Raw genomic sequence first — 23,296 nt, 5'->3', positions numbered from 1 at the left:
GAAAAGAACGAACCTCCCTTACTTATTATTTATTTGTAAAAGACTGCTGTTTGATTCTGCAAAAAGATCCTCATAGGAATCATATGCCTCTGGATTTATTCTATATTTGAACCTTACTTCCCGTGATATTCTTTCACCGCTTTGATAGAAATTGTAGCTCCAGTTATTTTTATCCGATCCATACCCTTGAATTTCGCCATCTTGTCGCCAGCTCTCCAAATTAGAATAATTGATAATTCGTAAAGGCTGCCCAAGTACATGCGTTGCTCCATCCTTATCCGTTACCATCATTCTTTCATGAAGATTCCAAGCAGCAACGTTATAACCAGGGTGTTTTAAAACACGGATATCGAAGCCTCCCATCGCCAGATTTAAGAATTTTTTATCGAGTTCCTGGCTCTTGTAAGGATCTTCATAAAATTGATTGAGCCGATCTGCAAACCACTCAATAAACTTTGTCGAATTCTCCGTTCGTTTGATAGCGATAAAACCGCTATGGAATGTCCCCTCGTTTAACAATTGATGCTCCCGTTCAATATCCTTAGAAGGGTATAATTGATGAGGTGTCAGCAAGACAGAGTGGTTCTTAAGTTCTTCAAACATCTCGGGACACTTATTAACGACCTTCATCTCTGAGTCAAGATATAAAAAATAATCTTCTTCGGTATAAATATATAGAAGGTCTTTTAACAACTGACCTTTAATCGCACTGACTCCTTCTATCACGTTATATTTGAAGATGATCCTGTCAAATTTGGGCCACTGGAAACCTAATTCGTTTGCAAGCAAAACCTTGTCAAAGTGTTTAAACCCCTCTGCTGCAGGATCCATGAATTTTTCAACAAGGCAGATCACTACCTTGCTCTCTGGTAAATGATCTTTTACCGACGTTGCCATTACCTTCGCTTTCGGTATATCAGCAGAAGTGACGACTGAACAAACAATCATATAGGACCTCTCCTTTTAAGAGTTAATGAACTTTTTGATTCCTTCCTCAAGTGAAGTTTTCGCTCTCCAACCGGGTAAAAGCTCCCCTTGATTCCACAGAACCATAGCTTCTCTTTCCCTATATGGACGGGCTCCCCACTCAATTTGCAATTTATTCCCGGATGCCTTTTCATAAACAGCCACTAATTCCTTCAGACGAAGAGGGTTCTCGGAGGATACAGCATAAACCTCGTTTTTCCCTGCATGTTCTAAAACAAACCGCTCGACCGCCATTTCATATGCATCAACCACATCATCAATATATAGAATATCGATAAATTGTTCACCAGGAGACATTGCCAAAGGCTTTTGTTCTACAGCCGATTTGTGCAGCAGGTTCATAATTTTCGACCTAGGATCATTGGGGCCAAAGTTATCAAATAATTTTAAGGTGATCACTTGTAGGGGAGTGGCTTCTGTATAATATTGCAAGATGTCTGAAAATGCCTGCTTAGTGGATGCATACAGACAGCTGGGACTGTATGGCTTATTTTCATAATGTTGAGAGTAGGTGCCGGTAGCAATCAGATGGTTTACCCCATTTGCCACCATTGCTTCTGCAAGGTGCGTTCCGAAAAGCACGTTGCTTCGAATCATAGGTTCGATATCCTTTGGTTCATAATGAACAAATGAAAATGCAGCTAAGTGTACTACGATGTCAGGCTTGGAGGCCTTTACGATGTCAAATAACCCCTCCATTGTACCGTCATGCTCGTATACCGTTACAGACTGTTCAATAGAATGAATCGGTGCCAAGCTCGAATTCGGACGCACAAGAATATGGACCGACCACCCTCTTTCCACAAAACGACGTGCGACATGGGAGCCAACAAAACCTGTGGCCCCAGTCACTAACACCGTAAGCTGCGTCGTCTTATTTTCTGTCATGGTGTGATCACCTCATGTAAACCGTTGAATTCGTCTATCTGATTCAAGCACACTTTCAGGACATCTTGATTCTCTCTATAAGCTTTCGTCCACTCCACAACCTTTGCAATTCTTTGCTCGATATCCCATCGCGGCTGCCATCCTAACTCCACTCTAGCCTTGGAATTGTCAAGCTTTAGAAAATGGTCCTCATGGAGGTTGGATAAATTCTCAACCTTGTATCCTGCGTCTTCTCCCCATAAAGAACACATTTTTTTCACGACCCATTCCACAGGCTTAGCATCAATGTCATCCGGCCCGAAATTCCATGATTCCCCGTAGTCTGGACCAGCTTCGTATAGCTTTTGTGCCAACATTAAATATCCGCTTAACGGCTCTAATACGTGCTGCCATGGCCTCGTCGAATTTGGATTTCGAATGATGATTTCATCATGGTTTAACAGAGCCTTTATACAATCCGGGATTAGGCGATGAAGTGACCAATCTCCCCCGCCGATTACATTTCCTGCTCTTGCCGATGCAATGCATACCCCGTGGGACTCAAAATTTTCTGGATTAAAAAATGAATTTCGGTAAGAAGAGGTAACAAGTTCAGAACAAGCTTTACTATTGGAATATGGGTCATAGCCTCCTAAACGATCACTTTCCCGATAACTCCATACCCAGTTGTTATTTTCATAGCACTTATCGGTGGTGACATTAATCACTGCTTTAATCTCTTTTCCGTTTTGTACAGCAACCCTTACAGCTTCAAGAAGATTTACTGTCCCCATCACGTTCGTCTGGTAGGTTTTTACTGGGTGGTAATAGGCTTCTCTAACTAAAGGCTGAGCAGCCATATGAATTACGATTTCTGGATCGGCTTGCAGGAGAGCCTCACGCAATTTGTCTTCATCTCTGATATCTCCAATATGGGATGTGATTAACTCATCAAGATTACAAAGATGATATAAGCTTGGATTAACATCAGGCTCCAATGCATAACCTGTAACCTTTGCACCGAGAGAAGAAAGCCATAAACATAACCAAGAACCCTTAAAACCTGTATGACCAGTCACAAATACACGTTTATCTTTCCAAAATGCTGAGTCCATCAATTTCCGTCATTCCTCCTCCATGGAGCTTCGCCAGACTTCCAAATCTTCTCCAGGTAGTTTTTATCACGCAACGTATCCATCGGCTGCCAAAATCCAGTATGCTTAAATGCCTTAAGCTGTCCATCTCGTGCAAGGTTGACTAATGGTTCATTCTCCAGAACTGTTCGATCATCTTTTATATACTCTAAAACCTCGGGTTGCATGACAAAAAATCCTCCATTAATCCAATTTCCATCCCCTTGCGGCTTCTCCTGAAATCCCGTAACTGATCCGTTTTCATCAGAAATATCTAGAGCTCCAAACCTTCCAGCGGGCTGTACAGCGGTCACAGTCGCTAATTTTCCATGGCTCTTATGGAACTCGACTAATTCCTTGATATTAATATCCGCTACACCATCACCGTAAGTGAGCAAGAACGGCTCTCCATCCAAATAATCTTTTACTCTCTTCACTCTGCCCCCGGTCAACGAATTCAGTCCTGTGTCTACCAAGGTCACCCTCCAAGGTTCTACCGAATGCTGGTTAATGTCCACTTTGTTGTCATTATGAAAATCAAATGTAACATGGGACTGAGACAACGAATAATTGGCAAAATACTCTTTGATCTTGTTGCCCTTGTATCCCAAGCAGATAACAAAATCATTAAATCCAAAGTGAGAATAGATCTTCATAATATGCCAAAGGATGGGTTTTTCTCCGATCTCGATTAACGGCTTTGGTTTGAGATGTGATTCCTCACTGATCCTCGTTCCAAATCCCCCCGCTAAAATTACTACCTTCATTCTACTTATCCTCCTCAGAATTTGGAATCTGACATTTTGTGTCAGTAATGTTGATTATCTACTTTAAGAAGCGTTATCTCTTAGAACAGTTGGTTCTGCCTCTTCCACGGATAACTAATCGAATGGTAGATCATCAACTGAATGGCTGGTCATAAATTCTGGTTAATTAACACGATTGCTTTTATGTATATGTACTAGTGGATTACTTGCTTGTTTGAAATGCCTATATTGCAAATTTATCGTGAGTGGGCTTTTGTACGATTCACAATCATGGGGGATTCCCCATAAAATAATGAGAATAAAAATGAGAATTTTCTTAAGGGGAGAGGGAAGTAGTATGGATAACAATCCTAATACTGAACATAAAACGGAAGAGATCACGACTGCTTTTGAATGCCAGTTTTGTGAGAATAAGTTTCAACAGTTCATTCCATGGTCCGATAAATCAGAATATTCCGATGCGACTTTAGAAGTGTGGAACAAGAATACTGCCATTTGTCCCCATTGTTTTTCAATGGACCGAGAAAGAATGTACCGATTGTATATCGAAGAGAAAACAGATCTCAAAAAAGGCCTCAACCGTATTCTTCATATTGGGCTTGAACCAAGTTTGCGAAATTGGCTCAAAGACATGTCAAATGTAGAATATTCGGGAGGATATGTGACTTCTGAATCCGGCAGCCGAAAACTCGATTTGACAAACTTGGACTATCCAGACGAAACATTCGATGTAATCATCTGCAGTCATGTACTAGAACGTGTCCCGGATGATGAAAAGGCTATGAAAGAACTGCATCGTGTTCTGAGAAATGATGGCTGGGCCATAATGCAGGCTCCGATTGCTCTCCATGCTAATAACAGCAATAAAAGTACAGTTAAAATTTATCGAAGAAAAGACTTCGTGAAAAAATTGGAAAAGTCCGGATTTACAGTTGTGCCAATTAATTTAGTCCAAACGTTTGGGGACAGCAGACTGTTGGATATATTTAGATACGGTTTATCCGCAAACGATATACTCTACACAGTAATTAAAAACAACATTGCAAATAAGAGCGGAGGTACTAAATCTGCACCTGGTATTTACAGTACTGCAGGTAAACCTGCACCTGGCATTAACAGTACTACAAGTGAACCTGCCAAACTTGGGTTTTTCCAGAAAACCATGTTATCAATTCGTAAAGCATGGCAAAAACTTTGGGAGTAAAGTATGAACGATTATTTCAAAATCTGGGGGCGACAATTTGGATACTAAAACTATTTCAAACAATAAATCGGAATGCTACAACTTTTGCACGCTTACGGGAAAGGACTATGTCGTAAGAGTTATTGCCTTACACCATTCTTTACAAAGACATGCGGCACATTTTAAGCTGTGGATTTGCTGTATAGATGATGTTAGTTACAATTTGTTATTAAGAATGGACCTCCAGGATGTTGTGGTGTTTCGATTAGACGCTTTTTCAGATGAACGTGTGCATCAAATGAGAAATGAACGGAATGTTGCTGAGTTTTGTTGGACGCTCAAATCGATTTTAATTGAACATTTGCTGACAGAGAATAATATCGATTCAATTATTTATTGTGACGGGGATATTTACTTTTTTTCCGATCCAAAGGATATATTTGATGATTGGGGAGAGAGCTCTGTTTATCTCTGCCCCCAACGGGATTATGCTTACGTGGAACAGACGTATGGAAAATACCAGGCAGGATTGATTGGATTTAAAAACGATCAGTACGGGTTGGAAGGCTTGAGATGGTGGAAGGAAAGATGTCTGGAGTGGTGCTCTGCTCAACCGGATGGAGAACGTTTCGGCGATCAAAAATATCTGGATACGTTGGCTGTAGCTTTCCAAAATATAAAGGTATCCACTCATATCGGGGTAGACGCTGCCCCGTGGAATTGCGTTTATGGTGATAATTACTTTCACATTCACGTAATAGATAATCAGGTTTATCTCAATAACTCGAAGCTGGTCGCCTTTCACTTTTCGAGTATATCCATGTTTAGCGAGGATGACTTTGATCTGTGGACAATTACACCTTTACACATAAGTGACGTTATTATGTATCATATTTACGTGCCATATTTGACAAAGATAAGGGAAGTCATGAAGGAAGTTAAAGAGATTGACGAGAATACTTGGCTTGCAACACTAGCCCCCTATTACGGAGGAGATCAGGTCAAGAATTACTATCGTTATCCATCATATTAGATTAATAACTTGATATCACTTAAAGATTGGACGTGTGAAGTTAGAATGAAATCATCGGATCCGTTCTTCTATTTCGCTACAATCATCAGTAAAGACTATTTGATCAAAGGTTTATCATTCTATGATTCCCTTAGAAATCAGACGCAGAATTTCCATGTCTGGATTTGCTGCATGGATGATGCCAGCTATGATACATTAAGCAAAATGGAGCTTGAGCAAGCGACTCTCATCCACCTTGCTGATATTGAGAATGAAGAGCTTCGACAAGTGAAAAGCGGCAGAAAGCTTAACGAATACTGTTGGACAATCAAAGCTCCATTGTGTATTTATGTGCTGGAGCATTATAAAGAAATCGACCATATCATTTATTGCGACGCCGATATGTACTTCTTTTTAGACCCTAAACCAATTCATACAGAGTGGGGCAGTCACCCCGCTTTTTTGTGCAGACAACGAGGCAGCCATGAATTGGAACGTCTTCATGGCTCATACCAGGCCGGTTTAATTGGCTTTAAAAGAAACGAGCAAGGAATGACAATTCTGCATTGGTGGAACGACCGGTGTATCGAAAAGTGCTTTGATGTTTATGAAGAAACGAGCTGGGGAGATCAAAAATATTTAGATCGCATCCCTCACCTTTTCCCTTCTGTTAAAATACTCGAGCATATAGGGATCAATGCGGCTCCATGGAACCTAGTGATGAACAATAGTCATAAGGTTTGGAAAAAGGATGGCAGAGTTTATTTAGATGATTCCGAACTAGTTGCGTATCATTTCGGGAGTATGCTTATCCTGAATGAACTTGAATTTGAATTATGGAAATTAGAGATTTTGCCATTTAGCGAAGAAGTTCGCAGCTTGATATATATGCCATACATTAAGAGCCTTAGGGAAAGCGGTAATAAATTAATGAAAAAAATAAATGTGGATGAGTCGTTATTATATGCTGCTCCGCCAAGTGACTATTCCGTAAAAAATTCACTTAAGTTATAGAAAAAGCGGTGCAGAGCATGTTCGATTTTGCCATGATTCTTTAATAACATGTTCAGTCGACTAAAAAAGCCAATGCATTTTATGAGCACTTGGCTTTTTTGTGTTTCGATATGAAAAACAGGTGTATGATTTCTTCCTGCTTGTTCGTTTCCTTTGTTCATTCATCCATCTTATACCCATACTTTTCAAAATCGTCTTTAAATATCTCCTCGACAAGCCTTTTGGTTTCCAAGTTATAAAAACTTTTATAACTGGGGTACAGTGGGAACGACTGATCGAGTATATTAACGTTTGAATAATCTCCTTCAAACACCATACTTGAACTCAAATTATGAGGCGAGTCAGATAGTTCTCCACTATTGGATTTACGCAACCCATACTTATCTTCTATTGCCGCGATTTGTTCATTGAAATTCTCTATATATATATATTGGTTAATAAACTTTTCTTCACCCATAATATATTGCTGGCCAAAGTGAGGGTCAAGGGATGGCGAATCCGCACCCATTTTTTTGAGATATAATAAAAATTCTCTAAAAGAAAGCCCCTGTGTACTGTTCCGGTTGTTAAATAATTGCTCCCTAATGGTGCCCCATACTTCCTGCCAATAAGGCTCAAAATCATTAACAAGCATGAGGAAAGCACTAACTGCTCTTCTATACGGGTTTCGAACAAGCTTATAAGTGTCTTTTTTTGCATGTAAAAGGTGCCAGTATACCAGATTTTTATGTGTTGCATTATTACTATATTTAAGTTTGTAGTATTCATGGACCCACGAATTGTATTCCAAGGCTTTCTCTAATTCTTCAGATTGAAAGAAAAACCATTTTATTATTGTTGTGCACCCGCTTTTCGGAGTCCAAAACAGAATGATTGGTACTTTTTGATCAAAAAGTGGTAATTTATATCTTATAATCCGTTCCAAATCGTCTTCCCTTTTTTTATTGTCCATAACTCATCTCTCCTAACTCCTTTTTTTGAAACTCCATTAACGAGAAGTTACTCCGCTTTGTGTAAGGACACCCCCATCTGTTATTTAATCGCAGATGATAATGAATCGAGCATAATCCCTCTGGTATTATCCATTCATTAGGTAACTGCCACAAGGAGTTATAAATACAAATATTCTATATTAGAATATGCATGGATAAAAAAAAGGATAGACAATGTAAATGTTTAATATTCGAACGATAATAATGGTTAAAATCACAGTTACACAATTGAAAAATTTAGTAAAATTTCATTTATAAATAAATCTATTAAATTAGTATACTAAGTTAAAAAAACTTTACATAAAATCTTTGAAAGCATACACTCTTATGTGAAAACACTTACAATAAAGGTTTGGGGGGAAACCATGAGTAAATTACTTAGTAAAAAACTAATCTTTTTCTTCGGAGCGTTAGGAGGATTACTCTACGGTTATGACATGGGAGTCATCTCGGGGGCATTACTTTTTATTAAAAACGACATTCCTTTAACCAGCTTTACTGAAGGACTCGTTGTCAGCTCGATGTTAATTGGAGCGATCATAGGTTCAGGCCTAAGCGGTCCTCTTTCAGACCGGTTCGGCCGGCGGCGAATGGTATTTATGATTTCCATTGTGTTTATTGCTGGATCACTCATCCTTGCGTTCGCACCAAATATGGCAATGCTTGTCCTTGGAAGATTCATTATTGGTGTCGCAGTCGGCGGTTCAACTGCGATTGTTCCGGTCTACTTATCGGAAATGGCGCCAACCGAATCACGCGGTTCCTTAAGCTAAACCAACTTATGATTACTGTCGGTATTCTTTCATCTTATATTGTGAACTATGTGTTTGCAGATATGGAAGGCTGGCGCTGGATGATTGGGCTTGCTGTCATCCCTTCACTCATTTTGATGATCGGCGTTACGTTTATGCCGGAAAGTCCGAGATGGCTGCTTGAGCATCGGAGCGAAGAAGCACCGAGTAATGAAGTTGACACGTTCTTCGGAGAAAGTTGACTCTGAAATACGTGAAATGATAGAGATTAACCGGATCTCTGAAGGAACTTGGAAAGTCTTGTCCTCTTCCTGGCTGCGACCTACACTCCTCATCGGCTGTGTTTTTGCTTTATTTCAACAAATTATTGGGATTAATGCGATTATTTATTATGCACCTACCATATTCAGCGAAGCAGGATTAGGTGACGCTACTGCCATTTTAGGAACTGTCGGAATCGGTACTGTAAACGTTATCATCACCATTTTTGCTATTATGATCATGGACAAAATTGATCGCAAAAAATTACTCGCGATTGGAAATATCGGGAAGGTTTTATCGTTGTTGATCATGGCTGTACTTATATGGACAGTCGGGATGAATACTAACTTTGGAGCATGGATTATCGTTGCAAGCTTAACATTGTTTATCGTTTTCTTCGCTTTCACCTGGGGACCTGTTCTCTGGGTGATGATTCCTGAATTATTTCCGATGCGTGCCCGAGGAGCTGCAACAGGCATTGCTGCGCTTGCTCTATCGATCGGAAGCCTGATCGTTGCACAATTCTTTCCGATGGTCTCTCGCGCGATTGGTATTGGACAAGTATTTTTAATCTTTGCCGCCTTTGGGATTGCTGCATTTATCTTTGTGATGAAATTCCTGCCGGAAACCCGCGGACGCAGCCTTGAGGAAATTGAGGCAGATTTGCGACACCGTACGACTGGTTGAGTTATAATAGAAGAGTTCATTCCATCACGGGAATTTTCCCGTGATGGAAACTGTTATTTCTTACATAAGAAAGTAAAACAAAGTTGTTCACTCCTCTTTTTACATCTCATTTATTCCCGACCCTTAAGAATCGAATTGTTCATATTTATAGAAAGAATTGGAGGTGGAAAAATGGCAACCATGAAAGATATTGCTGAAAAAGCAAATGTATCGATTGCTACCGTTTCGCGGGTTCTGAATCATGATTCTACGTTATCCGTAGGAGAAGAGGTAAAGAAAAAAATTTTTGAAACTGCAGAGTACCTTAATTACAAAAAACATATCAGCAAAATTGCAAAAAAACAGCTGCGAATTGCCATTGTCCAATGGTATACGGAGTCAGAAGAACTAAATGATATGTATTATTATTCGATCAGACAAGGGGCAGAAAAAAAAATCGAACGCAACCAACATGAGTATACCCGCATCTTTCAAAATGTAGACAAAAAAAACAACATGAAGATTGACGGAATCATTGCAATTGGTAAATTTTCAGATGAACAAAAGAAGCAATTGCAGGAGTGGAGTTCCATGATCTGTTACGTCGATGATGTACGCTCCATGACAACCTCTGATTATGTCATCGTTGACTTCAACCAAGCGACGGGTAGTGCTTTGTCACATTTAATCGCTCAAGGCCATTCGAAAATCGGAATGCTGGCAGGACAAGAACATTTTTCAGATTCAACTGAATTACTTGTGGATCCAAGGTATGAAAGTTTCCAAAGTTACATGAAAAAGAATGGTTTATTTGAAGAAAAATATTGCAGCGTTGGTTCATTTTCGGTAGAGTCAGGCTACCACATGATGGACAGAGCCATTCGCGAGTTAAAAAATGACTTGCCTACCGCTTTCTTTTGCGCAAACGACTCCATAGCTGTGGGAGCATTGCGTGCGCTTCGAGACCATGGAATCAGCGTCCCCGACCAAGTGAGCATTATCGGTGTGAATGACTCCAGTGTGGCAAAATATATCTCCCCTTCCTTAAGTACAGTAAGAGTCCCTACGGAATTAATGGGCGAGACAGCCGTGTCCTTATTAGAAGAGAGAATTTTCGACCAGCGTACGGTTGCAAAAACCGTCGTACTGGCGACAGAGTTAGTTATACGGGAGAGCAGCAAGTGATAGGTATACTCCAACAAGCTAGCTAAAACAGCGGGGTACTTCCGCTGAAATACGGAGTAATCGGACAAGAAACAAACGGTCCAATTTCCCCCTTCTGTTCAGGCAAACTAACAGGAAAAGCCGGAAGCAATTCAAGCTTCTGGCTTTTAATTCGTTTTTCTCAATTTGATGTTCATTTCTTTCTCTACAATACCCAAGTACATATTATTCCATTTCTTCACAGACCATATCGCCAACCCCGTAGTAACTATTCCTAAAGCTATAAACGAAATCCAAAAATAAGGAGAAACGATTCCTTCTGGATAGGCCAAACCAATCGGAGAAAAGACTAAATAAAACCCTGACATTAAACCAAGTAAAATGATGCTTATCGGAAGCGAATATTTCCAAGGCATCATATCTATATTATGTTTCGTCGTTAATTTCCATTCTTTTTCAGATGGTTTTACTTTCGCAAAGACCAGCATAATGATTATTTCCGTAAGAAACAAGATACCGTAAACGTGAATATAGTTAATATGAAGAGGTATACCGAATAGCTGCTCTGTCCCCCACAGGATCATATAGTACGTCACGACATGAAACCAGATGACAACTTTCGCTGCTAAAGGCGGCACTTTTTTTATGAAGATTCCTACGAGTACTATCGTGATAATAGGGATGTTAAAAAATCCGGTGAAGCGGCGGATTAAATCCCAAAGACCCTCTGGTGCATACATTAATAATGGAGAAATGAAGAAGCTGATCAAGGCAAGTCCCCCGGCAAACCACTTGCTTAATGACAGCAGCTTTTCATCTGAAAGGTCTTTTTTTATTGGCTGAATCACATCAAGTGCAAACATGGTCGCTGCCGAATTAATTAACGCATTAAATGAACTAAATACAGCACCAAGTAAGACAACTAAGAAGAGTCCCTGCATGTACCAAGGAAGAGCTTGTGAAACCAGTGTCGGATAGGCAAGATCTACTGATTGAAGATTTCCCCCATACAAATGAAATGCGATAATTCCAGGCAGCATCATAAAGATTGGGACAAGCAGCTTGAAAAAACCGGTATATAGAACACCCTTCTGGCCTTCTGCTAAATTCTTCGCTCCAAGCGTTCGTTGAATCGCGTATTGATTCGTTCCCCAATAAAAAAGGTTTGCCCAAATCATCCCTGTAAAAATCGTTGCTAGCGGGACAGCATCCTCACTTGAACCTATCGCATTCAGTTTTTCTGTATGATTCGTCGTAACTATTTTAACGCCTTCAATGATACTTCCATCACCAAGCTGGAATAAACCGACGGCTGGAATAATTGCACAAATAACGATGAGCCCTATTCCGATCAAGCTGTCGGAAACAGCAATAGCTTGCATTCCTCCAAATACAGCAAACAAAGCTCCGATAACCCCAATGACCCAAACCATCAGCCAAACGGATTGAGAATAATCAAGCCCGGTCAATCCCGGTACATCAAACAGCTTTAATACACCTAAAGCACCGGAATACAAAGTAGACGGTATGGTTACTAACACGTAGCCGAACATAAATAACAATACGACTAATCTTCTAACTCCTTCATCAAAACGGTCACGCAAAAACTGCGGCAGAGTGGTGAACGCGCCTCCTAAATAACGCGGAAGCAAAAATAAAGCCATAATAATGATTGCAATAACGGCAGTGACTTCCCATGCCATGCTTGTCATATTGCCGCCGTACGATTGCCCGTTTAGCCCGACCATTTGTTCAGCTGAAAGATTCGTTAAGATCAAAGCTCCTGCAATAAAACTTCCGGTCATCCCTCTTCCTGCCAAAAAATAGCCTTCCGTTGTTTTGTTGATGCCTTTGGATTTTTTATACGTCCATATTCCAATGAGCACGATAAAGAAGAGACTGGATAGCAGTGTGAACAGCACGTTGTTTTCTCCCATAGTTCATCTCCTGTTTTGTAGTAATATTTAACATTCCTTATCTATTACCCTGAATAACTGATTCATCGGAATAATGAGAAAAATGAAGAGCTTATGATGGCAATTATGAGAAAAAACAGAGGGAACCATTCCGGTTCCGTCTGTTTTACGTTCTGGCTTTCCTTACAGCTTCCTTCATATTATCCTGCAGCTGCAAAATGCGCTGGGTGCCTTCTTCTCTCAGACGCTTGTTCTCATCTTCAATTTGCTTCGTTTCCTGCATCCCTTTGACGATTGTATTCCATGACTCTTCAATCGTTTCAATATTTACGCTCGGCCGTCCAGCCATTCTGGCGATTTCTACACTTTGATTGCTGATGTTTTCGGCATTCCGCTTCAGCATTTCATTCGTCCGGCGATCAAGCTCATTCATGCTGTCCGCCACAAGCTTTTGCCGCTTCGCCGTAACCGCCTGAATGATTCCATTCTTAAAGATCGGGATCGTAATGATAAACGCCGAATTGATCTTACCGATCAGCTTCGTATTTCCGCGCTGGAGCAAACGAATTTGCGGAGCCGTCTGCAGAGCAACCATTCTGGCCATATCTAAATCATAGACACGTTCTTCGAGTGCCTCAATCCCGTTTTGGAGAGAATTGAGCTCCAATTCAGCAAGTTGATTGCCGGAAGCTGCCTGCTGCTCGTAGGTCGGAACCATTTGTTTTAATTCTTCTACCTTCAGCTGGCCGGCAACCACATATTTCTCAAGCTCCATATAATAATTAAGATTGTTTTCATACATTTCATCGAGAGTGACTGTGGAAGTCGTCATCTCGTCCTTGTACTTTGAAATTTCAACATTGATCTTTTCAATTTCGCCGCCAAGCGTTTGATACTTGCTAAAGATTTTTTCAATAAAATCATTTCCGCGTTTAAAGATCTTAGACATGAATCCTTTTTTCTCTTCGAAATCCTTTTTATCAAATCGATCCATCAGTTTGCCAAGCTGATTCAGCATTTCCCCTGAATCCGTAGCGCTTGATGACCGCATCATGCCAAGAATCCGATCGGAAAATTGAGAAATTTGTACAGCAGGCTCTTTTCCGTATTCCAATAATGCAACCTGATTTTTTGCGTCAATTTGCTTTGCAAGATTTTGAACTTCTGGTTCATTCCTTAGCTTTGTGCGAATATCGTTTGCTTTCTCTTCGGTAATTACCGGTGCTTCGTCGATTTTTTCAAGTGTTGTAAGATCATTTGAATTCGTCATCATTTTTTCCTCCTTATTATTTAGTGAAACGATTGAAAAACCTTCGAAGAGGGGACGGTTCAATAAACTCTTGTTGAAAGACCATGTTCTCAAGCCAATGGACATCAAATTGGTTTTCTTCGATAAAAAGCTCGATATCTCTGTGTCCAGGCGGATTATAAAGTATTATGTCGATTCCCAGTTCATTTAGAAAATAAATCGCTGCGGCATCTGACCTGGTTAATTCCCCATTCATTTCCGTATGATATAAAATCAGCTTTGGAATCGTTTGTGAATAGTCAAACGTTTGAATCAGCCTGAGGAGCTCCGGCTGAAGATGAACAGCTTGGGTAAATAAATAAAGCTGAACCTGTTCAAGTGTCTCAGTGCCTTGAGTAAGAAATTTTGGATTCCGGACCATGCTGGAAATCCTTTGAGCCATACTAGCCTGCACCTCTTCCGGAAGATGCTTATACTGCCATACGTTGCTCATAACCAGTTTTTCCGGATCGATATCCCCTTCCTTAGTTAAGCAATGGCTATAATGAAACTGATAATTCGCGGTGACTTCGTTTGTAAAAGGAAATTTGCGGACCACGTGTGATTCTTCATAATCAACAAGTGTATGCAGCCTGTCCCAATATTCCTTTTTATTGGCGGAGATTCCGTTGACCTTTGCAAAAAGGTTCGGGATTTCAACTCGTTTGCGATCCACAAGAAAATTAGGGCGAATAAAAGCCTTTTCTTTCGCTAGTAAAAATAACTCATCATATGTTGTTTTTAACGTAATCGCTACAGGTTCATGCCCTCTGAATTGCCACGGTTTATATAATTGCGATCCTTCATGATGCAAAATGGTATCCAATTCCTTTGTTGATCTGTAGGCTACAGTTGATTTACGCTCCGGCTTCTCATTTGGAAACGGCTCTAAAGAGGAAACTGCAGGATACGTATACACGAAAGAATGCTCATTTTCAGGATCAATTTCCTTCATTAAATCTTTTCCTTCCGGATGAAAAAGCAAAACATCGCACCCGATCAGCATGAGATAATACAAAAAATAAATGTTGCTTTTTGTCCCGTTTCCATACCAAATGACGCGCGGCATTTGCCTCGATATATCTGCTTGTTCCATCCAAGGATGCAAATGATTCAACGACCACTTGACGATATCAAGTAAAAGCCTTCTGAAGTCGGGGTCATTTGTTCCTTGGGCATGAGAGGTGATAAACGTCTGAAGAACCTTCATCAAGGACTGCCTGATATGGCGATGCATGGCAGGATTGCTATGCCCGGCAATTAACTGATCACGATCTAAAAAAGCAACTAAGCGGTTCACAGATAACCCGTTCTCTTTTTGATTCAACATATGAATGTTTTGTACCGCCTGAAACTTATCGGAAGCGATCGTCTTATCCAAGGTTTCACTCAGAATATGCATATTCTCCATCTGACTAAGCTCGTACAAGTAAATGTAATAATCCGTTTCATCGGATGGCGTCCCCATAATCCTGCCGGACAGCCGGCTAAAAGCAAGTGTGTCTCCATTTTCAAAGGGGGATCGTTCCGGCAACGTTTGTATGAGAAGCTGCTTCCATTCCTCATTTTGCGGAGCTGCGTTATGGATATGGATGCCTGTGATCATGATGTCCCCCTCCTTTTTACTAAACTTCCAAAATAGGTGTGAAGCTGCTAATAATCATTTCCAAAATTTCATCTGATGCCCTCATTCCTTCCGATGCTGTTGCGGCTAGCATCGGATAACTGGCAAGTACCTCTCCATGGGCGGGTGCGATTCCACAATCGGCTTCTTGAATCAGCTCATAATCCAACAGAGAGTCACCCGCCGAGAAAATCTTTTCTAGACTGAGTAGTTCCTTCAGATAGCTGACTGCTCTCCATTTATTCAACGCTTTAGGGATAAAATACAGCTTTCTTCCTTGTAAAGAAGCCCGCCAATCCCTTTGTTCCGCCCATTGAATGACTTCCTTCAGCCTAATAAAAGGGATTTTGTCATCCTTTATAATTAAATAGATAAAAAAATGCTGTGCGGTTTTTATCTGTTTAATATGCGGAATCAAATCCAACGACTGAATTTCTTGAATCATGTCATCAATCGATTGACACATGCCGATCTCTTTTTCCATGAGATCTGTCCATTCTGGCAATGGTACTCCGTTTTTTAAGATACACGCGCCGTTGGTTGTCACTGCAAATTTTGGCTTTATATCATTTTGAAACAGAAAAATCCGATTATATTGCTCCGTAGTACGTGTCGTTACCGGAATAAAATGCATCTCTTGCTGAATCTTCAGAAGATGCTTTTTCGCTTGAACGGACATGTAGGAACGCTCTTTTCCTTCAAACATTTCAACGAGCTCATAGGCGTCTTCTGGCGGGTACGTCTCGAGCATCCGCTTGCTGTATATGAGAGTACGATCTAAATCGGTAGCAAATGCTTTCATGCCTTGTCCTCCAATGGGCGGATTAAACCACAGCACTTATAAGTCATATCCGTATATTCCTCAACCGGCACTCCCTTGTCATTTGCCAAAAGAAGAATATGCTTAATTTCTTCCTCGGAACCGGGCTGAATCAGGATTTTCCAAGGAACTCTTCTCAGAAGAACTCTCGTTGTTTCCCCAACACCTGGTTTTACAAAATTTATATTTTCCACTCCGAAATCCCTTTGGATATTCTTTACGGAATTCAGTCCGTTCCAATTTACCTCATTGAAAGAGTTTGATGCTTTTTGTTTCGCCGATTCGATAATAGCTGGAAACTCAGCGGAAATTGTATTAACGTATACGTTTGATACGTCCTCATCCGTTAGTTCGCTGTAATATTTCGCACCATGAAAGTCTCCATCCCCAATCCATTTTGCATTCAGGACAGTCCTGCTGACTAGCCCGGATACGGTTGAGTTCAACAAGGCACTAGGAATTAAATAGTCTTCTCTTGTTCCAAACAGGGCAGAGCAGTGTCCGGGATCTGCCAAAACAGCAAGCTCGGCAGAAAGATCTGTACCATGTTTTTCGTTATACGACTCTATCGATTGACGCAGCTCTTGCGTGATCGCCCCTTTGCCGGTCCAGCCATCAATAAAGGAAATCGAATGCTCAGGATGCTTTTCCCTAATAAAGGTCAACGCCTGTTCGTCAATTCCGCGACCGCGAATAATGCTAATGCTGTAATGGGGCAAGCTTTCGTTATAGACAAGCTTAATGTACCGTTTAATCAAAACGCCAATCGGGGTTCCTCCGCGCGCCAAGCTGCAAAGCACAGTTCGCTTCCCTCGTTTTTTCATTAGAAGCTCGGCGACAATCCCTGCTGCTTCAGCAATTTTTCGTTTGCTTGTTTCTAGGGAAGAGTAAAATAACTCCAAATATTCTTTCGTTGGCTCGTATTCAACCGGGAGCATCTCAGAGTAATGGACTCCTTTTTGAATCGATTGTTCCCGTTCTTGGGTGCTTTTTTCTATTTGAATACCAGATAAATCCTTTAAAAGAAAAATGACATCTTCCTCAGCATAGCTCCCGAATTTCACCGTTAAATTAGACATCTGCATCTCCCCTTCCGAAAAAGGTAACGACGTGCAGCACCTTAATACCACGGTCGCTGCAAATATTGAGCAATGGTTCCAAGGCGGCATCCGTTGCGTCTTTTTCTAGGAAATAAAAAATTTCATCGTATGCATCATAAGGGATATTGTATAAAAAGTGCTGAATTTCCTGATCCTCGGGATTTTTAAAGGTGTACCCACTTGTTATCGCATATCCTTCTCTATCGTTCGGGTGAACCGGACTTCTGGTAGAGGATTGATAGAGCACTCCTCCCCCCATTCCAGCAGCAATTCTCATTGGTATGTACATAAATTCACCCGTACCTATGCAAAGCGTCCGCGCCCCTGTTCTATGTGCGCGAAGATGCTTTGCAGTCGACAAGCAAGCTTGATCAATCTTAGATGTCTCCTCATCAACCAAGCCGAATCTTCCGGTTTCTTTAATATACGATGAGGAGAAAAACGTAAATTGATCTCCAGCATCATGCTTGATCATCTTAATCTCATTTTGTCTTTCGTTCGGATGAAAGTTATATGATGATTTTTCAAGCGGAGCTCCGATTGCTTTGATGTTTCCAGAAAGAAGAGACACGGTTGTGACATTGATATCAAGCTCTTCCTCCAGTCTTCTAAATGCAGCTTTATGCTCATCGGAACGCCAATCCAAGATGCTGAGAATGGCATATTCTTTTCTCGGAAACTTTTTTTGAATATCCCTAATAATATTAATCGCCGTTTTGCCCGTCGTTATTTCGTCATCAACCAGCACGACCGGACGATCATTCGAAAAGAAGGAGCCGCTGGCAAAGCACTGATGGCTGACAGCGTGGGAATGCTCTTCTTCAAAGGCAAGTACAGGCTCCTTCTCCATTCGTTCCCGCGTTGTATGGATGAATGAAGCCCCTTCCATACAATCAAAAACTCCGTGGGCAAGTGCAGTAGCTGTTTCCGCAAAACCAATTACAATCGGCTGTTCAGGAAATGGCAGCTTCTTATTTTTCAGCAAAGAATAGCCCTCTTCCAAAATCGCATGATCATTTTGCAAAAATTTCTCTGCGATCGTTTTTTTCTTATCAGGAATGCGAGCTTTTGTTTTTTCGAAATATTCCATAGCCAATAGTCCAGACAAGATTAGCGGCTTCAATGGATGTACCGGCATATGCTTCCCGAGCACTGTGCTGACAAATAAAAAGCCTCTGTTCTTATTCACTCTTGCAGCTGTAAGAAACAGCTTATCCATTGGTATAGAATGGGGATTATCCGAGATGACCAGCTCTAATTTTATATTATCCAAGATTTGTAGCATGTGTTTGCTCTGTAAGCATGTCGATGTAGCTGCGATTTTCATGATACACCCCGTATATGTCCGACTTGATAAGAATCGTTTGCGCCCATTTCAAATGCGGTTTAATTTCGTTCATTTTATTGGCAAATGAGCTTTTGATCGCTCCTCCGCTTGACGTGCCATTCGCGTGTTCAACAATCGATTTTGCATCCAAATAATCCTCTTTTGAGACAGTAAGCAAGCTTTGAACAATTTTCAGATGAGTCGGATGAATGACTGTTTTTCCATGGATTCCATTCGCTAGATCCAAAATGGTTTCTTTTATCAATCCATCATCATACCTGCTGGTGCGAACTCTTAATCCTATTTCTCCTAGAGAATGGTCGAAGGGAGACGGTCTAAGCTGTGGTTTTACTATTTTTGAAGGATTTTCGAAGTATTCCCATACGGCACCTGAAATACAGAAAGTTCTACCGAAGAAATTGACAATATCAATGATTAAATCCGAGATTACTTTGATATCATAGATGGTCATAGACGGACTTCTTCTTATGCCGAAGAGTCCACAGAGGTCTGTAGCGCCAATTCGAATATTCAGAATTGACTCTTTATAGCTGTCCATAATCTCATTCATCTTAAACAGCTCTTCGCTTCTCGTTAATTTGTTGATGATTTCCTCTGACTCCAAAATGGGCATACCATACAGCGCAATACCATGTGCTTGTGCCAGTGCGTTTTGCCCAGACAGGTAAGCCTTAGCATTTTTTGAAGAAAATTTCGGGTAAACGAAGCCGGTGATCAAATGTAAGTCTTGGCCAAGCTCATTACCGAGAACAGTCAATTGCTCAGAGTTTCGGACACGGATAAAAATCAGCGGCAGTTCATCCGAAGAGATCCGGCCAGCATTCAACGCGAGGGTGATTTTTTTCATTTCTATGACAATCTGTTTTTGCGCTTCTTCAACGAAAGAGTCACCTATGGAATCTTCTAAGCATAATACCATGCTGCACATTTCTTTGTACTTTCTTTGAATGATCATGTCTGCTACGTCTTTTCGAGTGGCGGGCATATAAAGCGTCGCCCCTAACGCGTACTCCAATTTCCTTTTATCCGAATCTTTAGAAACAGATGCCGGTTTTTTATAAAAGATCGAATCCTTTTGATAATCATTTAAAAAACGAAAGTATTGCACCGAGTCCACCCCCTTTTAGTAGAAAAACGCTCGCTCCCCTAAGAGAACGAGACGTATTTTCTTTCATTCTGTGAAAAGCACTTCCTATTCTTCTCTTGATGCCGCAGCTTGTTCTTCCCCCTGATGCTTTTTTTTATTGATATTGTGAATAATAAAAGTAACGACAAATGCTGAAATAATAATAAGAAAGAAAATCTCGTGCGGGATTTCAACATGAACAATTGTTAAAGCCATTTTAATCGCAATAAGACCAATAAGAATAAATGCTGTTCCTTCAAGCTCAGGAATTTTGTCGATAAGCACCAAAAATAATTTTGCAACCGTACGCATCATTAGAATACCAATCATACCGCCTAAAAGGAGTACCCACACCTTATTGGAAATGGCAAAAGCCGCGAGTATACTGTCGATCGAAAAGGCAATATCCATAATTTCGACTGCAATGACCGTCGCCCAAAACACGCCAAATACGCGAACAAGCCAGCTGTCTTTTTTCATTCCCTTTGCCTCGTCGTCTTTTTCCCCTAACCAGAAATGCTTAATGACGAGCCAGGCAAGATATCCGGCGCCCAACAGCTTGATCCACCAGAAATTTACTAAATACACACCGATACCTATGAAAAGAAAACGGAAAATATATGCTCCTAACAAACCGTAAGTTAACGCTTTTTTCCGCTGTTTCTCAGGAAGGTGCTTAACCATGACTGCGAGCACGAGGGCGTTATCTGCTGAAAGCAACCCTTCCATTATTACCAAGGTTCCTATCAATCCCCATGCAACAGGATCTGTAATAACCTCTTCCCACCACATTTGCCAGTCAAAAAACGAGGCATACGTTGAAAGTAATGATGAAAAAAACTCTTCCACACTTTTTCCTCCTTATAAAGCTATGTCTGCTAATTAATGGTTGCTGGGTTTATACCTCGAGGCCAAAATTTTTGCACAATGCAGATAAGCCGCCGGAAAAGCCGCTCCCTACAGCGGAAAATTTCCAATCCTGGCCATGGCGGTACAATTCACAAAATACGACTGCCGTTTCGATGGAAAAGTCTTCACCAAGATCAAACCGAAGCAATTCTTCATTAGTATCGGCACTTTCAAGACGTACAAAAGCATTTGAAACTTGTCCAAAATTTTGGTTTCTTCGTTCCGCATCATGAATCGTAACCGTAATCGCGATTTTATCGATAGTCGAAGGAATTTTGCTAAAATCGACGATCAGCTGCTCATCATCGCCGGCGCCTTCGCCCGTCCGGTTGTCACCACTGTGAATCACCGATTTACTCGGGTGTTCGAGATTGTTGTAAAAAACAAAATCAAGATCCTCTGTACATCTTCCGTCAGAGCCGGTCAAAAACGCAGAGGCATCTAAATCAAATGCCTCTCCGCCTGAGTATTTGTTCGTATCCCAACCCAGACCGATAATCGCACGTGTAAGGTCTGGGTTAGATTTCGTTAAATCAATTCTTTGTCCTTTGGAAAGTTGAATGGCCATAAATATTCGCCTCCCGCTAATAGATGCTTCGTTCGTTACTTAGCCAATTTCCAAACCATAGTCTGTTGCAATTCTTGCAAGTCCGCCTTGATATCCGGAGCCTACAGCAGAAAATTTCCATTCTGTTCCGTGGCGATAAAGCTCTCCGGTAATCAACGCCGTTTCAATCGAAAAATCTTCAGAAAGATCGTAGCGAATCAGCTCTTCATTGCCGTCTTCATTTACGACACGCACATAAGCGTTTGACACTTGACCAAAATTCTGATTGCGTGCTTCCCCTTCATGAATCGTAATGACAAATGAAATTTTGCTTATGTTTGCAGGTACATCGTTCAGGCTGATTTTCACTTGCTCGTCATCGCCTGATCCCTCGCCGGTACGGTTGTCACCTGTATGAACAACTGCGCCGCCTGCTCCTTCGGTTTGATTGTAAAATACAAAATCAGCTGAAGAAGCGCATCTTCCTGTTGAATCTAATAAAAACACGCTCGAATCCAAATCAAAATCATTGCCGCCATCATATTTGTTTGTATCCCAGCCGAGTCCAACAATTACTTTATTTAGCCCTGGATTTGTTTTCGTTAAATCAACTTTTTGTCCTTTTGAAAGTGAAATTGCCATTTTTCATACTCCCTTTCTTTGTGGTCTTTAATTGCTTATTGATAACGTTTAACAACTTCTGTAATACTTGTATCGTTTGTTCCATTGCCTACCGCGGAAAATTTCCATTCCGCTCCGTTTCGATAGATTTCACCGACGATCAGGCTCGTTTTTCCTTTATAATCGTCTTTTAAGTTATATCTCACCAGCTCGTTGTTGTTAGATTGGTCAACAACTCGGATAAATGCATTTTCGATCATTCCAAAATCCTGTTTACGAGATACACAATCATAAATATTTACGACAAATACCAGTTTATTAATTGCCTGCGGTACGTTTTTAAGATCAATCATAACCTGCTCGTCATCTCCGGCGCCTTCACCTGTTAAATTATCGCCAGTATGAACAACACTTCCATCACTGCTTTTTAAATTGCCGAAGAAAATACAATTCTTTTTATCTGTAAATCTATCATTTTCAAGCAGTAAAACAGAGGAATCACAATCGATATTGCTGCCGCCTCCGCCAAACAAACCGCCGAGGAAGCCGCCTCCCTTTTTAGATACAGGATCCCATCCAAGTCCAACCAAAAGCTTCGTTAACCCAGCGTTGCCTTTTGTCAGATCGATTCTTTGTCCTTTTTCTAATGAAATTGCCATTATGTATTCACTCCATTTCAATCTATTTAATTATACATGATTCGACAGCAAACATTAATCAATATGGTCCTGCCCGGTGATTAAAAAGATCTTCTCCTTACGTACGTACATGTTTAGCAAAAGGTTTCATTTGTTCTGCTTTTTCTTTTATTATCTGCCATTGCTGCTTCATTTTTCTTTTGTTCCCGACATGGTTCACCAAAAACCATGCATTAAGCCCATTATCTCACAGAAGATTTTGACATTACATATTTTTTTGTTACTTTTTCCTTACTTTTTAAAAGAGAAAAAATATGAAAAAACCACAACGGCAAAATAGTTCTGCTCCCCCCTTATCACGGACGGGTATTCTCTCCATTCCGTGAATGATTACGACCAGTTTTCGTTTTATTGTGCCCTCATCCAAAATTATTGCGACCACATTCGTTTTTTTTGTGCCCACATGCGAATTTATTCGCCTCACCTGCGGCGCTTCCGCTTCTCATCGGTGCTACATATGAAAAGCAGCCGCTGGAAGTAGTTCTGCGGCTTAATGACATG

20 protein-coding genes and 1 pseudogene are annotated in these 23,296 nt (G+C 40.8%); 5 read left to right on the top strand and 16 right to left on the bottom strand.

What is annotated here, in order from left to right:
• Positions 1–18: 18 nt before the first annotated feature.
• Genes JOC74_RS15450 through rfbF form a run of 4 tightly spaced genes read right to left on the bottom strand, consistent with a single transcriptional unit; the run spans position 19 to position 3,754 of the window.
• Positions 19–948, bottom strand: a complete 930-nt coding sequence (locus tag JOC74_RS15450) for a hypothetical protein (RefSeq protein WP_053605535.1) — start codon at positions 946–948, stop codon at positions 19–21.
• Positions 949–963: 15 nt separating this feature from the next.
• Complete coding sequence (locus JOC74_RS15445) at positions 964–1,875, bottom strand: NAD-dependent epimerase/dehydratase family protein (protein ID WP_053605534.1); 912 nt, start codon at positions 1,873–1,875, stop codon at positions 964–966.
• Complete coding sequence (gene rfbG / locus JOC74_RS15440; protein ID WP_211086209.1) at positions 1,872–2,969, bottom strand: CDP-glucose 4,6-dehydratase; 1,098 nt, start codon at positions 2,967–2,969, stop codon at positions 1,872–1,874. The genes JOC74_RS15445 and rfbG overlap by 4 nt, the downstream gene beginning before the upstream one ends.
• The gene (rfbF, locus tag JOC74_RS15435; RefSeq protein ID WP_053605532.1) at positions 2,969–3,754 is read right to left on the bottom strand and encodes a glucose-1-phosphate cytidylyltransferase; all 786 of its coding nucleotides are present in this window, start codon (positions 3,752–3,754) and stop codon (positions 2,969–2,971) included. The genes rfbG and rfbF overlap by 1 nt, the downstream gene beginning before the upstream one ends.
• A gap of 337 nt (positions 3,755–4,091) precedes the next feature.
• Between rfbF and JOC74_RS15430 the strand changes: the two genes are divergently transcribed.
• From JOC74_RS15430 to JOC74_RS15420, 3 genes are read left to right on the top strand one after another with little or no spacing between them, the layout of a single operon-like run.
• The gene (locus JOC74_RS15430; RefSeq protein WP_053605531.1) at positions 4,092–4,958 is read left to right on the top strand and encodes a class I SAM-dependent methyltransferase; all 867 of its coding nucleotides are present in this window, start codon (positions 4,092–4,094) and stop codon (positions 4,956–4,958) included.
• Between the two features lie 37 nt (positions 4,959–4,995).
• Complete coding sequence (locus JOC74_RS15425) at positions 4,996–5,970, top strand: glycosyltransferase family protein (RefSeq protein WP_053605530.1); 975 nt, start codon at positions 4,996–4,998, stop codon at positions 5,968–5,970.
• A gap of 45 nt (positions 5,971–6,015) precedes the next feature.
• Positions 6,016–6,963, top strand: a complete 948-nt coding sequence (locus tag JOC74_RS15420; RefSeq protein ID WP_148564355.1) for a hypothetical protein — start codon at positions 6,016–6,018, stop codon at positions 6,961–6,963.
• A 157-nt stretch (positions 6,964–7,120) separates the two neighbouring features.
• Here the strand turns inward: JOC74_RS15420 and JOC74_RS15415 are convergent, their stop codons facing one another.
• A complete protein-coding gene (locus JOC74_RS15415) occupies positions 7,121–7,915 on the bottom strand; it encodes a sulfotransferase family 2 domain-containing protein (protein ID WP_053605528.1) in 795 nt (264 codons plus the stop codon).
• Between the two features lie 405 nt (positions 7,916–8,320).
• Between JOC74_RS15415 and glcP the strand changes: the two are divergent.
• Together glcP and JOC74_RS15405 are read left to right on the top strand one after the other, a co-directional pair.
• A pseudogene (gene glcP / locus JOC74_RS15410) lies at positions 8,321–9,655 on the top strand (glucose transporter GlcP).
• Between the two features lie 171 nt (positions 9,656–9,826).
• The gene (locus JOC74_RS15405; protein WP_053605527.1) at positions 9,827–10,819 is read left to right on the top strand and encodes a LacI family DNA-binding transcriptional regulator; all 993 of its coding nucleotides are present in this window, start codon (positions 9,827–9,829) and stop codon (positions 10,817–10,819) included.
• 146 nt (positions 10,820–10,965) lie between these two features.
• On the opposite strand, the gene JOC74_RS15400 is transcribed toward JOC74_RS15405, so the two are convergent.
• The 11 genes from JOC74_RS15400 to JOC74_RS15350 form a co-directional block, all read right to left on the bottom strand.
• Positions 10,966–12,735, bottom strand: coding sequence for a solute:sodium symporter family transporter (locus tag JOC74_RS15400; RefSeq protein WP_053605526.1), 1,770 nt, complete (start codon positions 12,733–12,735; stop codon positions 10,966–10,968).
• Between the two features lie 145 nt (positions 12,736–12,880).
• A complete protein-coding gene (locus JOC74_RS15395; protein ID WP_053605525.1) occupies positions 12,881–13,984 on the bottom strand; it encodes a toxic anion resistance protein in 1,104 nt (367 codons plus the stop codon).
• A gap of 16 nt (positions 13,985–14,000) precedes the next feature.
• Positions 14,001–15,608: a YceG family protein gene (locus JOC74_RS15390; RefSeq protein ID WP_053605524.1), complete on the bottom strand. Its 1,608-nt coding sequence runs from the start codon at positions 15,606–15,608 to the stop codon at positions 14,001–14,003.
• 19 nt (positions 15,609–15,627) lie between these two features.
• Positions 15,628–16,428: an HAD family hydrolase gene (locus JOC74_RS15385; protein ID WP_053605523.1), complete on the bottom strand. Its 801-nt coding sequence runs from the start codon at positions 16,426–16,428 to the stop codon at positions 15,628–15,630.
• Positions 16,425–17,525 carry a cysteine protease StiP family protein gene (locus JOC74_RS15380; protein ID WP_053605522.1) on the bottom strand — a complete coding sequence of 367 codons (1,101 nt, stop codon included), beginning with the start codon at positions 17,523–17,525 and terminating at the stop codon, positions 16,425–16,427. The genes JOC74_RS15385 and JOC74_RS15380 overlap by 4 nt, the downstream gene beginning before the upstream one ends.
• The gene (locus tag JOC74_RS15375) at positions 17,518–18,873 is read right to left on the bottom strand and encodes a phosphoribosyltransferase family protein (RefSeq protein ID WP_225970295.1); all 1,356 of its coding nucleotides are present in this window, start codon (positions 18,871–18,873) and stop codon (positions 17,518–17,520) included. The genes JOC74_RS15380 and JOC74_RS15375 overlap by 8 nt, the downstream gene beginning before the upstream one ends.
• Positions 18,812–20,002 carry an HpcH/HpaI aldolase/citrate lyase family protein gene (locus JOC74_RS15370; RefSeq protein WP_053605521.1) on the bottom strand — a complete coding sequence of 397 codons (1,191 nt, stop codon included), beginning with the start codon at positions 20,000–20,002 and terminating at the stop codon, positions 18,812–18,814. The genes JOC74_RS15375 and JOC74_RS15370 overlap by 62 nt, the downstream gene beginning before the upstream one ends.
• Positions 20,003–20,086: 84 nt before the next feature.
• A complete protein-coding gene (locus JOC74_RS15365; protein ID WP_053606205.1) occupies positions 20,087–20,812 on the bottom strand; it encodes a MeeY/MeeF family manganese export membrane protein in 726 nt (241 codons plus the stop codon).
• Positions 20,813–20,918: 106 nt separating this feature from the next.
• Positions 20,919–21,497 (bottom strand): TerD family protein, encoded by a 579-nt coding sequence (locus JOC74_RS15360; RefSeq protein ID WP_053605520.1) that lies wholly within the window; start codon positions 21,495–21,497, stop codon positions 20,919–20,921.
• Positions 21,498–21,536: 39 nt separating this feature from the next.
• On the bottom strand, positions 21,537–22,118 hold the full coding sequence (locus JOC74_RS15355; RefSeq protein WP_053605519.1) for a TerD family protein: 582 nt from the start codon (positions 22,116–22,118) through the stop codon (positions 21,537–21,539).
• A 35-nt stretch (positions 22,119–22,153) separates the two neighbouring features.
• Entirely contained in the window at positions 22,154–22,756 is a 603-nt protein-coding gene (locus tag JOC74_RS15350; protein ID WP_053605518.1) for a TerD family protein, read from the bottom strand.
• Positions 22,757–23,296 lie beyond the last annotated feature (540 nt).

It is taken from the genome of Bacillus capparidis (assembly GCF_017832095.1).
Taxonomy (GTDB): Bacteria; Bacillota; Bacilli; order Bacillales; family Bacillaceae; genus Bacillus; species Bacillus gobiensis.
The sequence above is the reverse complement of the archived record's forward strand: the minus strand, read 5'-3'. Positions and strand labels throughout refer to the sequence as shown.

What these genes read in the sequence shown, in the direction of transcription:
- JOC74_RS15400 (WP_053605526.1), bottom strand. Translation starts at nt 12,735, where the DNA reads ATGGGAGAAAACAACGTGCTGTTCACACTGCTATCCAGTCTCTTCTTT.
- JOC74_RS15395 (WP_053605525.1), bottom strand. Translation starts at nt 13,984, where the DNA reads ATGACGAATTCAAATGATCTTACAACACTTGAAAAAATCGACGAAGCA.
- JOC74_RS15350 (WP_053605518.1), bottom strand. Translation starts at nt 22,756, where the DNA reads ATGGCAATTTCATTAGAAAAAGGACAAAGAATCGATCTGACAAAAGGC.
- JOC74_RS15445 (WP_053605534.1), bottom strand. Translation starts at nt 1,875, where the DNA reads ATGACAGAAAATAAGACGACGCAGCTTACGGTGTTAGTGACTGGGGCC.
- rfbG (WP_211086209.1), bottom strand. Translation starts at nt 2,969, where the DNA reads ATGGACTCAGCATTTTGGAAAGATAAACGTGTATTTGTGACTGGTCAT.
- JOC74_RS15365 (WP_053606205.1), bottom strand. Translation starts at nt 20,812, where the DNA reads ATGTGGTGGGAAGAGGTTATTACAGATCCTGTTGCATGGGGATTGATA.
- rfbF (WP_053605532.1), bottom strand. Translation starts at nt 3,754, where the DNA reads ATGAAGGTAGTAATTTTAGCGGGGGGATTTGGAACGAGGATCAGTGAG.
- JOC74_RS15380 (WP_053605522.1), bottom strand. Translation starts at nt 17,525, where the DNA reads ATGTCTAATTTAACGGTGAAATTCGGGAGCTATGCTGAGGAAGATGTC.
- JOC74_RS15360 (WP_053605520.1), bottom strand. Translation starts at nt 21,497, where the DNA reads ATGGCCATTCAACTTTCCAAAGGACAAAGAATTGATTTAACGAAATCT.
- JOC74_RS15415 (WP_053605528.1), bottom strand. Translation starts at nt 7,915, where the DNA reads ATGGACAATAAAAAAAGGGAAGACGATTTGGAACGGATTATAAGATAT.
- JOC74_RS15450 (WP_053605535.1), bottom strand. Translation starts at nt 948, where the DNA reads ATGATTGTTTGTTCAGTCGTCACTTCTGCTGATATACCGAAAGCGAAG.
- JOC74_RS15355 (WP_053605519.1), bottom strand. Translation starts at nt 22,118, where the DNA reads ATGGCAATTTCACTTTCAAAAGGACAAAAAGTTGATTTAACGAAAACA.
- JOC74_RS15430 (WP_053605531.1), top strand. Translation starts at nt 4,092, where the DNA reads ATGGATAACAATCCTAATACTGAACATAAAACGGAAGAGATCACGACT.
- JOC74_RS15405 (WP_053605527.1), top strand. Translation starts at nt 9,827, where the DNA reads ATGGCAACCATGAAAGATATTGCTGAAAAAGCAAATGTATCGATTGCT.
- JOC74_RS15420 (WP_148564355.1), top strand. Translation starts at nt 6,016, where the DNA reads ATGAAATCATCGGATCCGTTCTTCTATTTCGCTACAATCATCAGTAAA.
- JOC74_RS15390 (WP_053605524.1), bottom strand. Translation starts at nt 15,608, where the DNA reads ATGATCACAGGCATCCATATCCATAACGCAGCTCCGCAAAATGAGGAA.
- JOC74_RS15385 (WP_053605523.1), bottom strand. Translation starts at nt 16,428, where the DNA reads ATGAAAGCATTTGCTACCGATTTAGATCGTACTCTCATATACAGCAAG.
- JOC74_RS15375 (WP_225970295.1), bottom strand. Translation starts at nt 18,873, where the DNA reads ATGAAAATCGCAGCTACATCGACATGCTTACAGAGCAAACACATGCTA.